This is a genomic window from Stenotrophomonas genospecies 5 (genome assembly GCF_054473825.1).
Window position 1 is genome coordinate 63,848 of sequence record NZ_JBTMUW010000004.1, and the last position, 19,758, is coordinate 83,605.

Annotated in this window: 16 protein-coding genes and 10 tRNA genes; 19 read left to right on the forward strand and 7 right to left on the reverse strand. The window is 65.4% G+C overall.

Features of this window, described 5'->3' with window-relative positions; genetic code table 11:
• Positions 1-157: 157 nt before the first annotated feature.
• The 4 genes from ppk1 to ACX9OW_RS19295 form a co-directional block, all read right to left on the reverse strand.
• The gene (gene ppk1 / locus ACX9OW_RS19280; RefSeq protein WP_053519438.1) at positions 158-2,245 is read right to left on the reverse strand and encodes a polyphosphate kinase 1; all 2,088 of its coding nucleotides are present in this window, start codon (positions 2,243-2,245) and stop codon (positions 158-160) included.
• 4 nt (positions 2,246-2,249) lie between these two features.
• On the reverse strand, positions 2,250-3,578 hold the full coding sequence (phoR, locus tag ACX9OW_RS19285) for a phosphate regulon sensor histidine kinase PhoR (protein ID WP_053519437.1): 1,329 nt from the start codon (positions 3,576-3,578) through the stop codon (positions 2,250-2,252).
• A 106-nt stretch (positions 3,579-3,684) separates the two neighbouring features.
• Positions 3,685-4,374, reverse strand: coding sequence for a phosphate regulon transcriptional regulator PhoB (phoB, locus tag ACX9OW_RS19290; RefSeq protein ID WP_053519436.1), 690 nt, complete (start codon positions 4,372-4,374; stop codon positions 3,685-3,687).
• A gap of 116 nt (positions 4,375-4,490) precedes the next feature.
• Positions 4,491-6,137 (reverse strand): M48 family metalloprotease, encoded by a 1,647-nt coding sequence (locus ACX9OW_RS19295; protein WP_459062702.1) that lies wholly within the window; start codon positions 6,135-6,137, stop codon positions 4,491-4,493.
• Between the two features lie 142 nt (positions 6,138-6,279).
• On the opposite strand from ACX9OW_RS19295, the gene grxC reads away from it, so the two are divergent.
• From grxC to ACX9OW_RS19315, 4 genes are all read left to right on the forward strand, one after another.
• Positions 6,280-6,570: a glutaredoxin 3 gene (gene grxC, locus ACX9OW_RS19300; protein ID WP_004154541.1), complete on the forward strand. Its 291-nt coding sequence runs from the start codon at positions 6,280-6,282 to the stop codon at positions 6,568-6,570.
• A complete protein-coding gene (locus tag ACX9OW_RS19305; RefSeq protein WP_053519434.1) occupies positions 6,567-6,959 on the forward strand; it encodes a carboxymuconolactone decarboxylase family protein in 393 nt (130 codons plus the stop codon). The genes grxC and ACX9OW_RS19305 overlap by 4 nt, the downstream gene beginning before the upstream one ends.
• Before the next feature lie 227 nt (positions 6,960-7,186).
• Positions 7,187-8,191, forward strand: coding sequence for an isocitrate dehydrogenase (locus tag ACX9OW_RS19310; RefSeq protein ID WP_053520418.1), 1,005 nt, complete (start codon positions 7,187-7,189; stop codon positions 8,189-8,191).
• Between the two features lie 197 nt (positions 8,192-8,388).
• Complete coding sequence (locus ACX9OW_RS19315; protein ID WP_459062703.1) at positions 8,389-9,150, forward strand: sulfite exporter TauE/SafE family protein; 762 nt, start codon at positions 8,389-8,391, stop codon at positions 9,148-9,150.
• Between the two features lie 3 nt (positions 9,151-9,153).
• Here ACX9OW_RS19315 and ACX9OW_RS19320 read toward each other — a convergent pair whose 3' ends face one another.
• Positions 9,154-9,774, reverse strand: a complete 621-nt coding sequence (locus tag ACX9OW_RS19320; protein ID WP_459062704.1) for a flavin reductase family protein — start codon at positions 9,772-9,774, stop codon at positions 9,154-9,156.
• A 75-nt stretch (positions 9,775-9,849) separates the two neighbouring features.
• The gene (locus ACX9OW_RS19325) at positions 9,850-10,605 is read right to left on the reverse strand and encodes a Bax inhibitor-1/YccA family protein (RefSeq protein WP_053520416.1); all 756 of its coding nucleotides are present in this window, start codon (positions 10,603-10,605) and stop codon (positions 9,850-9,852) included.
• 181 nt (positions 10,606-10,786) lie between these two features.
• On the opposite strand from ACX9OW_RS19325, the gene ACX9OW_RS19330 reads away from it, so the two are divergent.
• The 5 genes from ACX9OW_RS19330 to ACX9OW_RS19350 all read left to right on the forward strand — a co-directional run bounded on the left by ACX9OW_RS19330 (position 10,787) and on the right by ACX9OW_RS19350 (position 11,624).
• Positions 10,787-10,863 (forward strand) — tRNA-Pro (locus ACX9OW_RS19330).
• Positions 10,864-10,902: 39 nt separating this feature from the next.
• Positions 10,903-10,979: transfer RNA gene (locus ACX9OW_RS19335), tRNA-Arg, on the forward strand.
• Positions 10,980-11,152: 173 nt separating this feature from the next.
• A tRNA-His gene (locus ACX9OW_RS19340) sits at positions 11,153-11,229 on the forward strand.
• 79 nt (positions 11,230-11,308) lie between these two features.
• Positions 11,309-11,384, forward strand: a tRNA-Lys gene (locus ACX9OW_RS19345).
• 164 nt (positions 11,385-11,548) lie between these two features.
• A tRNA-Lys gene (locus tag ACX9OW_RS19350) sits at positions 11,549-11,624 on the forward strand.
• 44 nt (positions 11,625-11,668) lie between these two features.
• Here ACX9OW_RS19350 and ACX9OW_RS19355 read toward each other — a convergent pair.
• Entirely contained in the window at positions 11,669-12,328 is a 660-nt protein-coding gene (locus ACX9OW_RS19355; RefSeq protein ID WP_081279789.1) for a DUF2306 domain-containing protein, read from the reverse strand.
• Between the two features lie 144 nt (positions 12,329-12,472).
• On the opposite strand from ACX9OW_RS19355, the gene ACX9OW_RS19360 reads away from it, so the two are divergent.
• From ACX9OW_RS19360 to ACX9OW_RS19405, 10 genes are all read left to right on the forward strand, one after another.
• Positions 12,473-12,557 (forward strand) — tRNA-Leu (locus tag ACX9OW_RS19360).
• A 190-nt stretch (positions 12,558-12,747) separates the two neighbouring features.
• Positions 12,748-14,043, forward strand: a complete 1,296-nt coding sequence (gene tig / locus ACX9OW_RS19365; protein ID WP_053520350.1) for a trigger factor — start codon at positions 12,748-12,750, stop codon at positions 14,041-14,043.
• A gap of 76 nt (positions 14,044-14,119) precedes the next feature.
• The gene (clpP, locus tag ACX9OW_RS19370) at positions 14,120-14,746 is read left to right on the forward strand and encodes an ATP-dependent Clp endopeptidase proteolytic subunit ClpP (RefSeq protein WP_053520351.1); all 627 of its coding nucleotides are present in this window, start codon (positions 14,120-14,122) and stop codon (positions 14,744-14,746) included.
• A gap of 126 nt (positions 14,747-14,872) precedes the next feature.
• A complete protein-coding gene (gene clpX, locus ACX9OW_RS19375; RefSeq protein ID WP_053520352.1) occupies positions 14,873-16,162 on the forward strand; it encodes an ATP-dependent Clp protease ATP-binding subunit ClpX in 1,290 nt (429 codons plus the stop codon).
• A 142-nt stretch (positions 16,163-16,304) separates the two neighbouring features.
• The gene (gene lon / locus ACX9OW_RS19380) at positions 16,305-18,755 is read left to right on the forward strand and encodes an endopeptidase La (RefSeq protein WP_053520353.1); all 2,451 of its coding nucleotides are present in this window, start codon (positions 16,305-16,307) and stop codon (positions 18,753-18,755) included.
• Positions 18,756-18,972: 217 nt separating this feature from the next.
• Positions 18,973-19,245, forward strand: coding sequence for an HU family DNA-binding protein (locus ACX9OW_RS19385; protein ID WP_005408270.1), 273 nt, complete (start codon positions 18,973-18,975; stop codon positions 19,243-19,245).
• An 11-nt stretch (positions 19,246-19,256) separates the two neighbouring features.
• A tRNA-Val gene (locus ACX9OW_RS19390) sits at positions 19,257-19,331 on the forward strand.
• Between the two features lie 26 nt (positions 19,332-19,357).
• Positions 19,358-19,434: transfer RNA gene (locus ACX9OW_RS19395), tRNA-Asp, on the forward strand.
• Positions 19,435-19,518: 84 nt separating this feature from the next.
• A tRNA-Asp gene (locus ACX9OW_RS19400) sits at positions 19,519-19,595 on the forward strand.
• A gap of 87 nt (positions 19,596-19,682) precedes the next feature.
• A tRNA-Asp gene (locus ACX9OW_RS19405) sits at positions 19,683-19,756 on the forward strand.
• The last annotated feature ends 2 nt before the right edge of the window (positions 19,757-19,758 follow it).

Here is a 19,758-nt window from a genome sequence, read left to right on the forward strand (position 1 = left end):
CCGCTCACACCCCCTCAACCGGACCCACCCCGCCTTCGACAGTTGGCCGCGGCCTGCCGGAACGACACGGGGTCTGATCCCGTTGCTGCGCAACGAGCTCTGACCCCGGTGTTCTACATTGGACGCATTGTGCCGACCAAGGCCGGCACCTACCGGGTCAGAGACCCTGCATCAACGCCATCTGCGCCGAATGCGGGGCCTCGTCGTGGGCCGGGGCACGCTTGTGGTAGATGCCATCGGCATCCAGTTCCCAGGCGTTGAGGTTGTCGTCCAGGTAGTTCTGCAGGACTTCGCGGTAGACCCGCTTGGCCAGCGTCGGATCCAGGATCGGGAAGCAGGTCTCGACCCGCCGCAGCAGGTTGCGCTCCAGCCAGTCGGCGCTCGCGCAGTACAGTTCGGGTGCACCATCGTTGCCGAACCAGTAGACCCGGCTGTGTTCCAGGAAGCGGCCGACGATGGAGCGGACACGGATGTTGTCGGACACGCCCGGGACGCCGGGACGCAGGGTGCAGGCGCCACGGATGATCAGGTCGATCTGCACTCCGGCCTGCGAGGCGGCGTACAGCGCGCGGATTACCTGGGCCTCGTTGAGGGCGTTCATCTTGGCGATGATGCGTGCCGGGCGGCCCGCGGCCGCGATGCGCGTCTCGCGCTCGATCCGCGCCAGGATGCCGGTATGCAGGGTGAAGGGCGACTGCAGCAGGCGCTTGAGCTTCATCTTCGAGGCCAGCCCGGACAGCTGCTGGAACAGCAGGTGCACATCATTGCCGATGTCCGCATCAGCGGTGATCAGGCTGATGTCGGTGTACGCGCGCGCCGTACCGCTGTGGTAGTTGCCGGTGCCCAGGTGCACGTAACGGCGCAGCTTGCGGCCTTCGCGACGCACGATCAGCAGCATCTTGGCATGGGTCTTGTAGCCGACCACGCCATACACCACCTGTACGCCGGCTTCCTGCAGGCGATCGGCCAGCCCGAGGTTGGCCTCTTCATCGAAGCGTGCGCGCAGCTCGACCACCACGGTCACATCCTTGCCGGCACGTGCAGCCTGGATCAGCGCATCGACGATCAGCGAATCCTTGCCCGTGCGGTACAGGGTCTGCTTGATCGCCAGCACGTTCGGATCCAGCGCCGCCTGGCGGATCAGGTCGAGTACGGCGGCGAACGCATCGAAGGGATGGTGCAGCAGCAGGTCCTGGCGCGCCACGGTCTCGAAGATGCCATCGGTGTCGCGCAGCGTGCGCGGCGTCATCGGCGGATATTTCAGGTCCGGCTGCGCGATGAGGTCGTACAGCTGGATGATGCGGTTGAGGTTGACCGGGCCGTCGATGCGATACACCGCGTTCTCGGTCAGGCCGAAGTTCTGCAGCAGGGTACGCACGATCTCGCGCGGCATGTCATGGGCGATTTCCAGCCGCACCGCCGGCCGGTAGCCGCGGTCGACCAGTTCATCGCGCAGTGCCAGCGCCAGGTTCTCCACTTCCTCCTCGTCCACCACCAGCTCGGAATTGCGGGTCACGCGGAACTGGTAGGCGCCCTGGACTTCCATGCCCGGGAACAGTTCATCCACGAAGGTGGACAGCACCGAGGACAGGAACACGAAGTTCTGCGAGCCACCGAGTTTTTCCGGCAGCTGGATGATGCGCGGCAGCGAGCGCGGTGCTCGCACGATGGCCAGGTGGCCGGCGCGGCCGAATGCATCGGTGCCCTTCAGCACGACGACGATGTTCAGCGACTTGTTGAGGATCTTCGGGAACGGATGCACCGGATCCAGGCCCAGCGGCGACAGCACCGGCATGATCTCGTTGCGGAAGTAGGCCCGCAGCCAGCGCTTCTGCCGGTGGTTCCACGAATGGCGGCCGAGCACGCCGATGCCGGCATCCATCAGGGCCGGGCGCAGTGTCTCATTCCAGCAGCGGTACTGCTGGTCCACCAGTTCGGCGGCGCGTTCATGGATGGCGTTTAGGATGGCCTGCGGGCTCATCCCGTCCGGAGCCGGCGGCAGGCCGTATTCCTGCGCGTGGCGGACAGCGGCGGCCCGGATCTCGAAGAACTCGTCGAGGTTGGTGCAGGAGATGCACATGAAGCGCAGGCGCTCCAGCAGGGGCACCTGCGGGTCCATGGCCTGGGCCAGCACGCGGAAGTTGAAATCCAGCTGCGACAGTTCGCGGTTGATGTACAGCGCCGGATCGCGCAGCGGATCGTTGTCCGGGCTCACGGGGAGAGGGAGGGATCCGAGGCTGCTCATGGCTTCATTCTTCGACGGAGGTCAGGGGGGCGGACTCGCGCGGGCGCACGTGGTCGGCATCGAAATGACAGGAGAACACCGATCCTTTGCCGACCTCGCTTTCGATCTCCAGCCGCGCATGGTGCAGGCCGAGGATGTGCTTGACGATGGACAGGCCGAGGCCGGTGCCGCCGCTCTCGCGCGAGCGGCTGCTGGAAACGCGGTAGAAGCGCTCGGTCAGCCGCGGCAGGTGGGTTGCCGGGATGCCATAGCCGGTATCGCGCACGGCCAGCACCGCGCCGTCGCCTTCGCGACGGAACTCGACGGTGATGCGGCCGTCGGCCGGCGTGTAGCGCACTGCATTGGTGACCAGATTGGAGAAGGCGCTGTGCAGCTCCTTGGTCGAGCCCTGCAGGTCGACGCCGGCAAGGTCCTCGATGCTGATCTGGTGGCGACCCTGGCTGTGGGCCTCGGCTTCGCGACGCAGCGTGGCCAGCATCGGCTGCATGGCCACGACTTCCTCTTCGGTGTGCTCCTGCGACTCCAGCCGCGACAGGGTCAGCAGGTCTTCCACCAGCTGGGCCATGCGCTGGCTCTGCTTGCGCATCTCTTCAAGCATCGGGCCGGTGCCGGGGAAATCCTCCGGATCCATCATGTCCAGGTAGCCGTGCACCACGGTGAGAGGGGTGCGCAGCTCATGTGAAACATTGGCGACGAAATCGCGGCGGACCTGCTCCAGGCGCAGCAGCTTGCTGACATCACGGGCGATCAGCAGCCAGTAGTCCGACGAATACGGAATCAGGCGGAGGTTGAGGCGGATCGCTGGATCGACCGGCGAGGGCACGTCCAGGATCGGCTCGGCGTTGCGACCGCCGGCCAGCCAGTGGGCCAGCGGCATCGGCTGCAACCGCTCGACAAGGGCCTCGCCCAGGTCGCCCGGATGGTGCAGGCCAAGCAGGGCCGTGGCCGCTTCGTTGAACCACTGCACGCGCTGGCTGTTGCGGTCGAGCACCACCACTGCGTCGGGCAGCGCGGCGGCCGCGGCGCGGTAGCTGCGCAGCATGTCCAGCAGGCGCCGCTTGCGCACGCGCATTTCGACCTGGTTGCGGTACAGCAGGCGATCCAGTTCATTCCACACGCCCGTGCCTTCGGCGGTATCCCAGCGCTGGCGCGCGGTCAGCCGGCGCAGCACGCTGCGCAACCGCCAGTAATGCCAGGCCAGCGTCGCCAGCGCGCCCAGTGCGACGCACAACCACAGATGGCCCGTGAACCATCCCACCAGTCCGGCGAACAGCAGTACCGCGGCGACGGTAGCCAGCGTCTTCAACCAGGCAGAGCGGATGTGGCGGGGCATTGCGGTCTCGTCGATGAGGTGCGGTGGTTCACTGGAATGAACCAAGGGTTATAGCAGAGTTGCCGGCATCGGCACCCGTGGGTGCGCGATGCCGGCACGACGGGACTCAGGTGGCGGTCGAGAAGCGGTAACCCGCGCCGCGCACGGTCTGCACCATGTTCTCGGCATTGAACGGTTCCAGCGTCTTGCGCAGGCGGCGGATGTGCACGTCGATGGTGCGCTCCTCCACGTACACGCTGCCGCCCCACACGTGGTCGAGCAGCTGGGCGCGGGTGTACACGCGCTCGGGGTGGGTCATGAAGAAGTGCAGCAGGCGGTATTCGGTCGGGCCGATCGGCACCGGCTGTTCGTTGGCGAACACGCGATGCGCGGCACCGTCGATGCGGATCGGACCGACCGCCACGCTGCCGTCCTCGTCGTCTTCGCGGGCGCGGCGCATGACCGCACGGATGCGGGCCAGCAGCTCCCGGGCCGAGAACGGCTTGACCACGTAATCGTCGACGCCGGCTTCCAGGCCGCCGACACGGTCGTTCTCCTCGCCACGCGCGGTCAGCATGATGATGGGCACCTCGCGGGTCAGCGTCTCCTTGCGCCAGCGGCGCGCCAGGTCCAGGCCGCTGGTGCCGGGCAGCATCCAGTCCAGCAGGATCAGGTCGGGAACACGGTCGGCGATCGCGGTCTGGGCTTCGCGGGCATCACCGGCATGAACCGGCTCGTAGTCACCCTTGCGCAGGGCGAAGGCGACCATTTCGCGGATCGCGGGCTCGTCATCGACGATCAGGATACGTTTCTGCACGAGGGCACCGTAGGGCTCGGTTACTGGACGGGTGCCAGTAGACTACGGTTTGATGACATGTTTGTGACCATCGGGCCGGAACCGCTCCCGATTGCCACGGACCGGTCATGCAGCGCTCAGCGGCGGTCCAGATCGGGGTCCTGCACGCCCTGCCGGCGCAGCTCCAGCACGGTCGGGGTGATCGATTCGATGCGCGCGTCGACCCGGGCCCGTCCCACGTAGTCCAGTGCAGGATTGCGCTTGAGCGCCTGCAGCTGCATCAGCGCCTGCTCCGGCCGGCCGCTGAGGAAGGCGGCCTCGGCGTAGGCCTCGCTGGCACGGACGCTGTCCCCGGCCAGCTCGCTGGCACGGGCGTAGCGCTGCTGGAACACCGGATCGTTACCACTTTGCGACAGCAGCGGCCGCAGCATGGCCTGCGCGCGCTGCCCCGCCTCGCGGTTGCCCTGTTCGTTGAGGATCTCGGCGTAGGTCAGCGCGACGGGCCGACTGTTGGGATGCTCACGCAGCAGCTGCTCGAAACGGGCATTGGCCTGCGTGGCCTGGCCCGAGCGCGATTCGGCCTCGGCCAGGGCCAGGGCTACCCACAGGCTGTCCGGATGGGCCTGCAGCAGGCCGTTCAGGGTCTGCCGCGCCTCGCCGGCACCGCTGCGTCCCCCCCGCATCACCGCCAGGGCCTGGCCGTAGCGCTGGGCATCGTTCAATCCACTCTTCTGGCGTTTGCCCAGGTCGGCGTACTCGCGCTCCACCTCGCCGGTGGAGTCGGCACTGAGCACCCGCAACCGTTCACGTGCCCAGTCGAAGTCGCCGCTGGGGCCCCGGCTGAGCTGGCCAACCGGCACCCGCAGCACACTGCTTGGCAGCAGCGGGTTGCTGCCGCGCAGCAGCGGTTCGGACAGGGTCGGGTCGGCCGGGTCCACCCGTTCCCTGCGCTCGCCGCTGGGCGTGGTGGTGGTCAGCAGCACCGTGTCCTTCTTCATCTGCTCGGCGCGGGCCTTCGCTTCGCTGATGCGGGTGATGTTGACCGGGTGCGTGCGCAGGAACTCCGGCACGCTGTAGCCGCCCTCGTTGCCGCGCATGGCCGTCGACATCCGCTCGAAGAAGCCGGCCATCGCGTCCACGTCGTAACCGCTGCGTGACAGGGTGCGTATGCCCAGCCGATCGGCTTCCGATTCGTTGGAGCGGGTGTAGTTGATCTGCCGCTGCTGCATCAGGCCCATGCCCGAGCTGATCGCGGCCATGGTCGCATTGCCTGAAGAGGTGCTGTTGCTGGCCTGTGCCGCCACCACCGCCGCCAGCATGCCCAGCAGGATCGGGATCTGGTCGCGCTGGGCGCGCTCGACCCCGCGCAGCACGTGCTGCTGGGTGACGTGGGCGATTTCGTGTGACAGCACCGCGGCAACCTCGTCTTCGCGTTCGGCCGTCAGCACCAGCCCGGCGTTGACCCCGATGTAGCCGCCCAGGGTCGCGAAGGCGTTGATCTGGCGGTCCTTCATCACGAAGAAGGTGTAGGGCTGGCGCGGCTGGTCGCTGTTGGACCCCAGGCGGGTGCCCATGGTCTGCAGCCAGTCATTGACCAGCGGATCGTCCAGCAGGTAGTCATAGTTGCGCAGCTCGCGCAGCATCATCGCGCCGTACTCGGCCTGGCGGGCCGGGGTCAGCAGCTCGCCGGCCGAGGAGCCGATGTCGGGCAGCTTCTCCTGGGCCTGGGCCAGCGGCATGGCCAGGGCGAAGGTGACGGCGGTCGAAAGCAGCAGGGCTCGCAAGCGGAAGGTCCTCGGGCGGGGCGCGCCAAGCGTGGCAGGGCAGGGGGCAACCATTCGTTAATCCACAGTGTTGCGGTGGTAGCGTGGAAATTCCAGCGCACCGGTACCATATGTAGACCGTCGATCCATCGTGGAGTTTCCCGTGACAGCCCAGACCGCCGGCGGTGCCCCCGCCATCACCATCTATTCCACTGCCGTCTGCCCTTACTGCGTGGCCGCCAAGAACTTCCTCAAGAGCAAGGGCCAGCAGTGGACCGAGGTCCGCATCGACCTGGACCCGGCCGAACGCGAGAAGATGATGGCGCTGACCCGCCGCACCAGCGTGCCGCAGATCTTCGTCGGCGACGTCCATGTCGGTGGCTATGACGACATGATGGCGCTGCACCGTGAAGGCAAGCTTGAGCCGCTGCTGGCCGGGCAGGGCCAGGCATGAGCGCGGCCGACGACGGCAGCAAGGACCGCATCGCCGAGTTCACCGCGTTCCGCAAGCGCATGAACGAGCGCATCCTGGGCGAGCCGAACCAGGTGGTGCGCCGGTTCTTCGCGCTGGATACGCAGACCTACCAGGCCGGTGCGCTGGATGTGAAGACCAAGGAGCTGCTGGGGCTGGTGGCCTCGATGGTGCTGCGCTGCGACGACTGCATCAGCTACCACGTGGCCCAGTGCAAGGAGGCCGGGGTGACCCGCGAGGAGTTCTTCGAGACCTTCTCGGTCGGCCTGGTGGTCGGCGGCTCGATCGTGATCCCGCACCTGCGCCGCGCGGTCGATTTCCTCGACCAGCTCGAAGGCGGTGCCGCCGCCCCGGAAGCCCACGAGCACTGAGGGTAACGCCGGGCCATGCCCGGCGAATGACCGGACGCCCACCCGCCGGGCATGGCCCGGCGCTACCGGAATACGCGGGCAATTCTGCCTGAGCCGGGGACTGGGACCATGGTCTATTTGGGACCTCGGCCCCGGCTCAGGCATAATTGCCGGTGAAACTTCCTTTGCGCCGGCGTTTCCGGGCACGTCCGGACGGCGTTTTTTCCCCCTGTTCGGAACATCGATCAATGACGCAGAAAATTACGGTCATCCGCGGCGACGGCATCGGCCCGGAGATCATGGACGCCACCCTGTACGTGCTCGACCAGCTCAATGCCGGCCTGGAGTATGAAGAGGCCGACGCCGGCCTGGCGGCGCTGGAGAAGCACGGCGACCTGATGCCGGCGGTCACCCTGGACTCGATCGCGCGCAACAAGGTTGCCCTGAAGAGCCCGCTGACCACGCCGGTCGGTGGTGGCTTCACCTCGATCAATGTCAGCCTGCGCCGCCATTTCGACCTGTACGCCAACGTGCGTCCGGCCCACACCTTCCCGAACACCAAGTCGCGTTTCGACAACGTCGACCTGATCACCGTGCGTGAGAACACCGAAGGCGCCTACCTGGCCGAAGGCCAGGAAGTGTCGGCCGACGGCGAGACTGCCTTCTCCGGCACCCGCATCACCCGCAAGGGCTCGGAGCGCATCGTGCGCTACGCCTTCGAACTGGCCCGCAGCGTCGGCCGCAAGAAGGTCACCGCCGTGCACAAGGCCAACATCATCAAGTCGACCTCGGGCCTGTTCCTGAACGTTGCCCGTGAAGTGGCCGCGCAGTATCCGGACATCGAGTTCCAGGAAATGATCGTCGACAACACCTGCATGCAGCTGGTGATGCGCCCGGAACAGTTCGATGTGATCGTCACCACCAACCTGTTCGGCGACATCATTTCCGATCTCTGCGCCGGCCTGGTCGGCGGCCTGGGCCTGGCCCCGGGTGCCAACATCGGCAAGGACGCGGCGATCTTCGAAGCCGTGCACGGCACCGCGCCGGACATCGCGGGCCAGGGCAAGGCCAATCCCTGCGCGCTGCTGCTGGCGGCGGCACAGATGCTGGATCATATCGGCCAGCCGCAGAATGCCGAGCGCCTGCGCAAGGCCATCGTGGCGACCATGGAAGCCAAGGACTCGCTGACCGGCGACCTGGGCGGCACCGGCACCACCATGAGCTTCGCCAAGGCCATCGCCACGCGCCTGTAAGCGGTGGCTGGACCTTGCCTGGATTTCCAGCGGGGCGCCTTCGGGCGCCCCGTTGCGTTTGGGTGCCTGCGCATGCTCTGCGCAGCTCATGTGGTGTGGCGGCACCGAAAGTGCGCGCGCTGGTCGGGTACCTTGCCACGCACTACGCTGCCCAGGCCGGCGTGGCAGCGTAGCCATGGGGTCGCAGCGAGGTGATGATGGATTCGGTGTATCTGCTGGTCGCACTTGGAGCGATCGTGGCGGGATTCGTGCAGGGACTGTCCGGCTTTGCGTTCGGAATGGTCGCCATGTCGTTCTGGGCGTGGGGGCTGGAGCCACGCCTGGCGGCGACGCTGTCGGTGTTCGGCGCGCTGGTGGGTCAGCTGGTGGCGGTGTTCACCGTGCGGCGCGGATTCAATCTGCGTCTGCTGCTGCCCTTCGTCTTCGGTGGCCTGGCGGGCATTCCGCTGGGCGTGATGGTATTGCCGCAGCTGGACATGGACTGGTTCAAGGCCCTGCTGGGCGGCTTCCTGGCATTGTGGTGCCCGGTGATGCTGATGGCCCGTTCGCTGCCGCCGATCACCACGGGCGGGCGCATCGGCGACACCGTGGCGGGCATGGCCGGTGGCGTGCTCAGCGGCATCGGCGGCTTCGCAGGTCCCGTGCCCACGTTGTGGAGCACGCTGCGTGGTTTCGGCAAGGAGGAGCAACGCGCGGTCATCCAGAACTTCAACCTGGCGATGCTGTCGGTCACCATGGCCACCTACGTCGGCAGTGGCCTGGTCACCCGGCAGATGTTGCCGTACTTCGCTGTCGTCGTCCCGGCCATGCTGGTTCCGGCGCTGCTGGGGGCCCGGGTCTACATCGGCATCAGCGAGGCGCGGTTCCGCCAGATCGTATTGAGCCTGCTGACGCTGTCGGGCATCGCGCTGCTCGCCTCGTCGCTGACGGCCCTGTTGGCGCGCCCGGTTGCCGGCTGAGATTCAGGCCGGCCGGAACATGCGGAAACGCTGCTCGGCACTGACGCGGAAATAGTCGGCCGGTCCACCGCCGCGCAGGATCGGGTCGGCGGCTGCAGTGTCGTAGATGCCATCGACCAGCAGTCGTGCCTCGATATGGACGGCGACGACCTCGCCGAGCACCAGCCAGCCGTTGGTGTCCTGTCCGGCGGCATCGCGCAGGCGGACGATCTGGGTGCAGCGGCATTCCATGCTGACCGGGCTTTCTGCAACACGCGGCGGCTTGACATGCCCGGAAGCCAACGGCGTCAAGCCGGCCAGCGTGAACTCGTCGACGTCCGGCGCGACCGCCCGGCAGCTCTCGTTCATGGCTTCGGCCAGGTCGAAAGTGGCCAGGTTCCAGACGAACTCGCCCGTCGCTTCGATGTTGTGCAGCGAGTCCTTGCGGCCCTGGCTGGAGAAACCAATGATCGGCGGCGTGTAGTTGAAGGCGTTGAAGAAGCTGTAGGGCGCCAGGTTCAACGCGCCGTCGGCAGCGCAGCTGGAAATCCAGCCGATCGGGCGGGGTCCGATGATGGCGTTGAACGGGTCATGCGGCAGGCGATGGCCGTCAGCGGGGCGATAGCTGTGGAAGAGGGCAGGCATGGCGAGGTCGAAAGGGGGAGGGGAACAGAAAGGGCGCCACGGAGGCGCCCTTTGTCGTTTTCAGCTTGACCGGAATCAGCGCTGCTGGATCTTTGACAGCAGGCGGAGGAACTCGACGTACAGCCAGACCAGGGTCACCATCAGGCCGAATGCGCCATACCACTCCATGTACTTGGGCGCGCGCTGGGCCACACCGCTCTCAATGAAATCGAAATCCAGCACCAGGTTCAGCGCGGCGACCACGACCACGAACAGGCTGAAGGCGATGCCCCAGCCGCTGGAGGAGTGGATCAGCGGGACTTCGATGTTGAAGAACGACAGCACGAACGACGCCAGGTAGAGCAGGGCGATGCCACCGGTGGCGGCGACCACGCCGAGCTTGAAATTCTCGGTGGCCTTGATGACGCCGGTGCGGTAGGCCACCAGCAGGGCAGCCAGCGTGCCGAAGGTCAGCAGCACGGCCTGGAATACGATGCCCGGGAACCGCAGCTCGAACACGGCGGAAATGGCGCCGAGGAACAGGCCTTCCACCAGCGCGTACAGCGGTGCGGTGACCGGCGACCATTGCTTCTTGAACACGGTGACCAGCGCCAGCACCAGGCCGCCGATCGCGCCGCCCATGGCATACAGCTTGGCGGCCGGCAGCACCTGGCCGAAGGCCACGGTCTGGTTCCAGGCGAAGGCTGCGGTCAGCACGGTCAGCAGCAACAGGATGCCGGTCTTGTTGACGGTGCCGTTGAGGGTCATCGCCTGGTCGGGGCGGGTCACCACCGAGCCGTTGGCGAGGTCGAGGAAAGTCGACTCGGAAAGAGCCGGGTTGCCGCTGCGCATGCGCGTTCTCCGTGCGAATGAGGGATCAGGAAGGCCATCCGGCCGACGATGTCGAGCATAGCCGATGGCCACTGGCACTGCCGTGACCGCGCGCCCGGGACAGATCGCTGCGTTGACAGTTCGCCGCGTGCTTGGCGACAATGACCAACTCCCCGGGCCCGGCTCGAGGGGATTGCAAGACCGGGGTATAGCGCAGTCTGGTAGCGCGCCTGCTTTGGGAGCAGGATGTCGGGGGTTCGAATCCCTCTACCCCGACCAATCCCACGCCACGTCGGATTGGACGCCGTTCCGGTTCGGGCGCCCGTAGCTCAACTGGATAGAGCACCGGCCTTCTAAGCCGGCGGTTACAGGTTCGATTCCTGTCGGGCGCGCCATTGGCGAGGCACCGGGACCGCATCGGCGGATGTGAAGAAAGGCTTGCAAAAGCGTGAGGACTCCACCAGAATATCGGACTCGCTTCGGCGGCCCGAACTTCGGTGACGGTCTCCAGGCAAGGCTTCAAAGCTCCAGCGCCAGCAGCATTGGCGATGAAGCGAATGTTTCAGTGGTGGCTGTAGCTCAGTTGGTTAGAGTACCGGATTGTGATTCCGGTGGTCGGGGGTTCGAATCCCCTCAGCCACCCCACTGATTCAACCGCATCGGCACAGCCGACACGGTGTTGCAATAAACAGAATGCACGCTATAATGTGCGTCTGAGTTTCACGGGCCGTTAGCTCAGTTGGTAGAGCAGTTGACTCTTAATCAATAGGTCCAAGGTTCGAATCCTTGACGGCCCACCAAGACAGAAGCCACCTGGTACCCCAGGTGGCTTTTTTCTTGCCTGCAGGCCGCGCAAAGGGCATGCGAAGCACCTTGGGTCGTGGCACGCATGCATCGATCAACGATGTTGAAAAAAAGCTTGCACCCCGTGTGCGCATCAGGTCATAATTCGCGCCCCGATTTCGGGCTGTTAGCTCAGTTGGTAGAGCAGTTGACTCTTAATCAATAGGTCCAAGGTTCGAATCCTTGACAGCCCACCAGACGAAAGCCACTTGGTCCTCCAGGTGGCTTTTTTCTTGGGTGTTCAGCGGCTGCCGGACGGCTCTGCGAGTGTGCCGATGGACACCAGGCGCCTTCCTGCTTCATGCACCAGCAACGGCAGGGCCCAGCTCAGCACCAGCAGGCTCGGCACCATCACCAGGGGCGATGCCAGCTGCATGAGCGCAGGCACCAGCAGCGACAGGCGGAACACCGCGGGTGACAGCGTCACCAGGTAGCTGCGCAGCATCCATCGCCGGTGCTGCTCGACGTCGCCACGCCGGATGCTGCGATAGCCGCAGAATGATGTGACCAACCACGCCAGGCCGGTCGCAGCGAACGCCATTTTCAGTGCCAGCCAGCCCTGGGTGGTGGCGATCAGGCCGGCGACAGCGGCACTCCCCAGCAGGATGCCGGCCAGGTAGATCCGTCCCAGCCAGCGATGCAGCCGGGGACGGTGTCGCCGCAGGGGACCGATGAACTGCGTGGCGCCGGCCAGCATGGCCAGGCTGCCGCCGGCGACATGCAGCCACAGCCAGTTGCGACGCTCCCAGAACATGCCATAGGCCTCGGCGCTGACCTGCCCGTAGCGCTGTGCGGTGACCCACAGGAAGTGCAGCGCGACTGCAAGACCGAGCAGCCAGACGAGTGTGGACCAGCCGGGCATCCGGGCCTGCAGGGGCGTGCGGAGTGGGGTGCGTTCCATCGGGGCAGACCGGGTGGCGGCAACGGCACGAGTCTACGCGCACGTGCCGGCGCCTGCGCGTGGGTGCCTGGACTACGTATTCAGGTTTGTCATGCCTTCCGCTTTGTGCACCCGCCTGCGACAATGACCGCCTGTGCCGGCCACGCGAAAGTGGCGGAATTGGTAGACGCCCTGGATTTAGGTTCCAGTGCCGCAAGGCGTGGGGGTTCGAGTCCCCCCTTTCGCACCAGTGCCGGCCTGCCTCCGCCCCCCGCCGGGCGTTCCCGAGGCGCTTGCCCGGCCTGCGCTGGCAGTGCACGCCGAATTGGGCGAAACTAAAGGGCTGCGGCAAGCAGGCGCGTCCCGGACGCCGTCACCTTACAACCGTTTCATCCATCATCGAGCCGGAGGCCAGAGCGCCACCGGTGGCAGGAGTCAACATGCAAGCTTCGATCGAATCCATCGGCAACCTGGAACGCCGCCTGAGCTTCTCGCTGCCGGAAGACCGTCTGCAGAGCCACATCAACGGCCGCCTCGGCGAAATCGCCCGTACCACCCGCATCAAGGGTTTCCGTCCGGGCAAGGTGCCGGCCAAGGTGATCGAGCAGCGCTTCGGCGCGCAGGTCCGTGGCGAGGCGCTGGACGGCCTGCTGCGCGAAACCTTCGACGCGGCCGTGCGCGAGCACGACCTGCGCATCGTCGGCAGCCCGCGCATCGACAAGGGCGACGAGGGTGAGTTCTCCTTCGTGGCCACCGTGGAGGTGGTGCCGGACTTCGGTGACATCGACGTCAGCAAGCTGACCGTGGTGCGCCACACCGCCGAGATCACCGACGCCGACATCGACCAGATGATCGAGAACCTGCAGAACCAGCGCCGCACCTGGGCACCGGTTGCGCGTGGTGCGCAGGATGGCGACCTGGTCGCGGTCGAAACCTGGTCCCAGGCCGGCGAAGAGCGCCTGCCGGCCGAAGGCACCGAGAAGGGTTCGATCGTGCTCGGCCAGGGCATGATGTTCGAGACCATCGAAAAGGGCCTGGTCGGCCTGGCCAAGGGCGAGGAAAAGACGCTGGACGTCGATTTCCCGGCCGACTGGCGCGTGCCGGTGCTGGCCGGCAAGACCGTGCAGGTCACCGTCAAGGTTGCCGAAGTGTCCGAGCCGGTGGTGCCGGCGGTCGATGAGGCCTTCATCAAGAGCTTCGGCGTGAAGGGCGGTGATGTCGAGCAGTTCCGCAGCGACATCCGCGCCAACCTGGAGCGCGAGCTCAAGGGCGCGCTGATGAACCGCCTGCGCCGTGAAGTGGGCGAGCAGCTGATCGCCGCCTATTCCTCGGTGGAAATGCCGCCGCGCCTGGTCGAGAACGAAGCCCGCGCGATGCTGGCCCAGCAGGTCGAGCAGATCCGCCGCAGCGGCCGCAACCCGGGCGAGATCCCGGCCGATGCCCACGAAGGTTTCAAGGACGCCGCCGCCAAGCGCGTGCTGGTCGGCCTGCTGGTCGGCGAAGTGGCGCGCACCAACGATCTGCGCCTGGAGCCCAAGCGCCTGAACGAAACGCTGCGTCTGATCGCCTCGACCTACGAAGAGCCGGAGCAGGTCATTGAGATGTACCGCAACGACCCCCAGCTGATGTCTGGTCTGCAGAACCGTGTGATGGAAGAGCAGGTGATCGACTGGATCGCCGAGCGCGCCCAGCACACCGAAGAGAAGCTGTCGTTCCAGGACGCGATCCGCCAGTAAGTCCGGGCGGATCACCGTATGCCCCGCGCCCCTGCCGGCGCGGGGTTGTTTCCCCCCAAGATAGGTACCTCACGTAATGGACAACCGAACCAAAGCCCTGAACCTGGTTCCGATGGTGGTCGAGCAGACCAGCCGCGGCGAGCGTGCCTACGACATCTATTCGCGCCTGTTGAAGGAGCGCCTGATCTTCCTCGTGGGCCCGATCGACGATCACATGGCCAACGTGGTGGTGGCGCAGTTGCTGTTCCTGGAATCGGAGAACCCGGAGAAGGACATCAACATCTACATCAACTCGCCGGGTGGCGTGGTCACTGCCGGTATGGCGATCTACGACACCATGCAGTACATCAAGCCGAATGTGAGCACCACCTGCATCGGCCAGGCGGCCTCGATGGGTGCCCTCCTGCTGGCTGCAGGTGAAGCCGGCAAGCGCTATGCGCTGCCGAATTCGCGCGTGATGATCCACCAGCCGCTGGGGGGTTACCAGGGCCAGGCGACGGACATCGACATCCACGCGCGCGAGATCCTGACGCTGCGTTCGCGCCTGAATGAGATCCTGGCCCGCCACACCGGCCAGTCGCTGGAAACGATCGCTCGCGATACCGAGCGCGACAACTTCAAGAGTGCGGTCGAAGCGCAGGCCTACGGCCTGGTCGACCAGGTCCTGGAGCGTCGCCCGGATGAGTCGGTCCAGGCGGGTTGAGCCGCCTTCACGGGGCCAGGCAGGCCTCGTTCCTGCAGGGTCGGGCGGGACTGGTGTCCCTCCGGCCCTGTGCTATTCTCGAATCGAACCCCCGTTCAGCGGGTGGGGTAACTGGGTAAGCGAAGCATGAGCGAAGACCGCCAAGGTCGTTCCACGGACACCGGCAAGATCCTCTACTGCTCTTTCTGCGGCAAGAGCCAGCATGAAGTGCGCAAGCTGATTGCGGGTCCGAGCGTGTTCATCTGCGATGAATGCGTGGAGCTGTGCAACGACATCATCCGCGAAGAACTTGAGGAAAAGGCGCAGTCGGCGCGCAGCTCGCTGCCGAAGCCGCGCGAGATCCTCGAGGTCCTCGACCAGTACGTGATCGGCCAGAACCGTGCCAAGCGCACCTTGGCCGTGGCCGTATACAACCATTACAAGCGCATCGAGAGCCGGCAGAAGAACGACGACGTCGAGCTGGCGAAGTCGAACATCCTGCTGGTCGGTCCGACCGGTTCGGGCAAGACCCTGCTGGCCGAAACCCTGGCCCGCCTGCTCAACGTGCCGTTCACCATGGCCGACGCCACCACGCTGACCGAAGCCGGTTACGTGGGCGAGGACGTGGAGAACATCATCCAGAAGCTGCTGCAGAAGTGCGACTACGACGTCGAGAAGGCGCAGCAGGGCATCGTCTATATCGATGAGATCGACAAGATCTCGCGCAAGAGCGAGAACCCGTCGATCACCCGCGACGTGTCCGGCGAAGGCGTACAGCAGGCCCTGCTGAAGCTGATCGAAGGTACCGTGGCCAGCGTGCCGCCGCAGGGCGGTCGCAAGCATCCGCAGCAGGAGTTCCTGCAGGTGGACACCAAGAACATCCTGTTCATCTGCGGCGGCGCGTTCGCCGGCCTGGACAAGGTGATCCAGGCCCGTTCCACCGACGTGGGCAGCATCGGCTTCGGCGCCAAGGTGAAGAGTGCCGAGCGCAAGCAGGAAGTGGGCAAGCTGCTGGCGGAAGTCGAGCCGGAAGATCTGATCAAGTTCGGCCTGATTCCCGAGTTCGTCGGCCGCCTGCCGGTGGTGGCGACCCTGGAGGAGCTGGACGAGCCGGCCCTGATCAAGATCCTGACCGAACCGAAGAACGCCATCACCAAGCAGTTCAAGAAGCTGTTCGAGATGGAGAACGTCGAACTGGAGTTCCGTCCGGACGCCCTGTCGGCCATCGCCCGCAAGGCGCTCAAGCGCAAGACCGGCGCCCGTGGCCTGCGCACCATCGTCGAATCGGTGCTGCTGGACACCATGTACGACCTGCCTTCGCAGGAAAACGTCAGCAAGGTGGTGGTGGACGAATCGGTGATCGAGCACAAGTCCGAGCCGTACCTGATCTACCAGACCCCGGCGGCCCCTGAACAGAAGGCCGCAGGCGCCGAGTGATTCTTCCAAGTTGTTGATTGGAAAGAATTTTAAAGGAATGCCTTGCATCTGAAAGCCGATGGCCCCATAACGGGGCCATCGGCTTTTTTTGTCTCCGGAAGATGTCCTCCCGGAGGCGGTTTTCCCCTTCCCTGGAGCCCCCATGGCCCGTTCCCCAAGTGAAACCCTCGACCTGCCGGTCCTGCCGCTGCGCGACGTAGTGGTGTTCCCGCACATGGTCATCCCGCTGTTCGTCGGCCGTGACAAGTCCATGCACGCGCTCGAACAGGCAATGGAGGCAGACAAGCGCATCCTGCTGCTCGCGCAGAAGTCCGCCGAGACCGACGACCCGCATGCGGCCGATCTCTACCAGGTCGGTACGCTGGCGCAGGTGCTGCAGCTGCTGAAGCTGCCCGATGGCACGATCAAGGTGCTGGTCGAAGGCCTCTCGCGCGTGCAGGTGACCCATGTCGACGAACGCAACGGTTCGCTGCACGGCCAGGCCGTGGAGATCGACGCTGCGGACGAGCGCGAGCCGCGCGAGATCGAGGCGATCGCCCGCTCGCTGATGTCGCTGTTCGAGCAGTACGTGAAAACCAACCGCAAGCTGCCGCCGGAGCTGCTGCAGACCCTGGCCGGGATCGACGAGCCTGCGCGCCTGGCCGACACCATCGCCGCCCACATCAGCGTGCGCCTGGCCGACAAGCAGCGCCTGCTGGAAACGCTGGCCGTCGGCGAGCGCCTGGAGATGCTGGTCGGCCTGGTCGACGGCGAGATCGACGTGCAGCAGATGGAAAAGCGCATCCGCGGCCGCGTGAAGTCGCAGATGGAGAAGAGCCAGCGCGAGTACTACCTCAACGAACAGATGAAGGCCATCCAGAAGGAACTGGGTGACCTCGACGACGCGCCGGGCGAGCTGGAAGAGCTGGCCCGCAAGATCGCCGAAGCGGGCATGCCGAAGGCCGTGGAAGCCAAGGCGCGCAACGAACTGAACAAGCTCAAGCAGATGTCGCCGATGTCCGCTGAGGCGGCGGTCGTGCGCAATTACCTGGAGTGGTTGCTGGGCGTGCCGTGGAAGAAGCGCACCAAGGTGCGCAAGGACCTGAAGGCCGCGCAGGACACACTCGATGCCGACCATTACGGCCTGGAGAAGGTCAAGGAGCGCATCCTTGAATACCTGGCGGTGCAGTCGCGGGTGAAGCAGATGAAGGGCCCGATCCTGTGCCTGGTCGGGCCCCCGGGCGTGGGCAAGACCTCGCTCGGCCAGTCCATCGCCAAGGCCACCAACCGCAAGTTCGTGCGCATGTCGCTGGGCGGCGTGCGTGATGAGGCCGAGATCCGTGGCCACCGTCGCACCTACGTCGGCTCCATGCCGGGCCGCATCGTGCAGAACCTCAACAAGGTCGGCAGCAAGAACCCGCTGTTCGTGCTCGACGAGATCGACAAGATGTCGATGGACTTCCGTGGCGATCCCTCTTCGGCGCTGCTGGAAGTGCTCGATCCGGAGCAGAACAACGCATTCAACGATCACTACCTGGAAGTGGACCTGGATCTGTCGGAAGTGATGTTCGTGGCCACCTCGAACTCGCTCAACATTCCGGGCCCGCTGCTGGACCGCATGGAAGTGATCCGCATCCCCGGTTACACCGAGGATGAGAAGCTCAACATCGCGACCCGCTACCTGGTGCCCAAGCAGATCAAGGCCAATGGCCTGAAGCCGGAGGAACTGGAAATCGGCAGCGATGCGATCCAGGACATCGTGCGCTACTACACCCGCGAGTCGGGCGTGCGCAATCTGGAACGCGAGATTGCCAAGATCTGCCGCAAGGTGGTGAAGGAGATCGCGCTGGCAGGCCCGCAGCCGGTGAAGGCCAGGAAGGGCGCGAAGAAGGCCAAGGCGCTGGTCACGGTGACCGGCAAGAACCTGGACAAGTACCTGGGCGTGCGCCGCTTTGATTTTGGCCGCGCGGAGGAAGAGAACGAGATCGGCCTGGTCACCGGCCTGGCCTGGACCGAAGTCGGTGGCGACCTGTTGCAGATCGAATCGACGCTGGTGCCGGGCAAGGGCCAGTTGATCCTGACCGGCCAGCTCGGCAACGTGATGAAGGAATCGGCTTCGGCGGCGTTGTCGGTCGTGCGTTCGCGCGCCGATCGTTTCGGCATCGACAGCGACTTCCTGCAGAAGCACGACGTGCACCTGCACGTTCCGGACGGCGCCACGCCGAAGGACGGCCCGAGCGCCGGCGCGGCGATGGTGACGTCCCTGGTCTCGATGCTGACCAGGGTGCCGGTGCGTGCCGATGTGGCGATGACCGGCGAAATCACGCTGCGTGGGCGGGTCACCGCCATCGGTGGACTGAAGGAGAAGCTGCTGGCTGCCCTGCGTGGCGGTATCCGCACGGTCATCATTCCCGAAGAGAACCGCAAGGATCTGGCCGACATCCCGGCCAACGTCACCCGTGATCTGAAGATCGTGCCGGTGAAGTACATCGAAGAAGTGCTTGATCTGGCGTTGGAGCGTCCGCTGGCACCGAAGAAGGCGCGCAAGAGTGCGCAGCGCGTCACGGTACGTAGCAAGGCGAAACCGAGTGGAAACGCGCGCGTCAAGCACTGACGCGCGTTGCCGAATGGCCTGAAACCCGCGTCGTTGCTGGCTTTCCAGCTTGCGTGGGGGTAGGGCCACTGGTATAAAAGCAGCACTCGCAAATGAGTGATCGCTGTTGGCGATCTCTGAATCGGCGAACCGTTTCCACATGGCGATCGCACGCAGATGGCGTGCGGTTGCTTCCCTGTCGAATCCGCGGAACCCACCGCCAAAGGAGTTGTAGAGAATGAACAAGACCGAATTGATCGACGCCGTTGCTGAAGCTGCCGACCTGACCAAGGCCGAGTCCAGCCGCGCTGTCGATGCCGTCGTTGCTGCCATCACCAAGGCGCTGAAGGACGGCGATGCGGTCACCCTGGTCGGCTTCGGTACCTTCCAGGTCCGCGACCGTGCAGCCCGCACCGGCCGCAACCCGAAGACCGGCGACACCATCAAGATCGCTGCTTCGAAGAATCCGTCCTTCAAGGCTGGCAAGGCCCTTAAGGATGCTGTAAACTAAGCGGCTCGCTGGGGTGCTTAGCTCAGCGGTAGAGCGTCTCCTTTACACGGAGAGGGTCGGGGGTTCGAAACCCTCAGCACCCACCACAGCACCGCGGTAAAAGTTTGAGTGTGGAGCGGTAGTTCAGCTGGTTAGAATGCTGGCCTGTCACGCCGGAGGTCGCGGGTTCGAGTCCCGTCCGCTCCGCCACTTCAACGAGGCCTCCGGCCAAAAGCTGGAGGCTTTGTTTTCTCCCTGATCCTGATCGGGAAGAGAACACAAGCAGTACAACGCGGAGCGGTAGTTCAGCTGGTTAGAATGCTGGCCTGTCACGCCGGAGGTCGCGGGTTCGAGTCCCGTCCGCTCCGCCATTACATCGAGGCCCCCGGCCCAAAGCTGGGGGCCTTGTCTTCTCCCCGGCCTGTCCGGGACGAAGGCAGAAGGGTTGTCGCAAGCACGGAGCGGTAGTTCAGCTGGTTAGAATGCTGGCCTGTCACGCCGGAGGTCGCGGGTTCGAGTCCCGTCCGCTCCGCC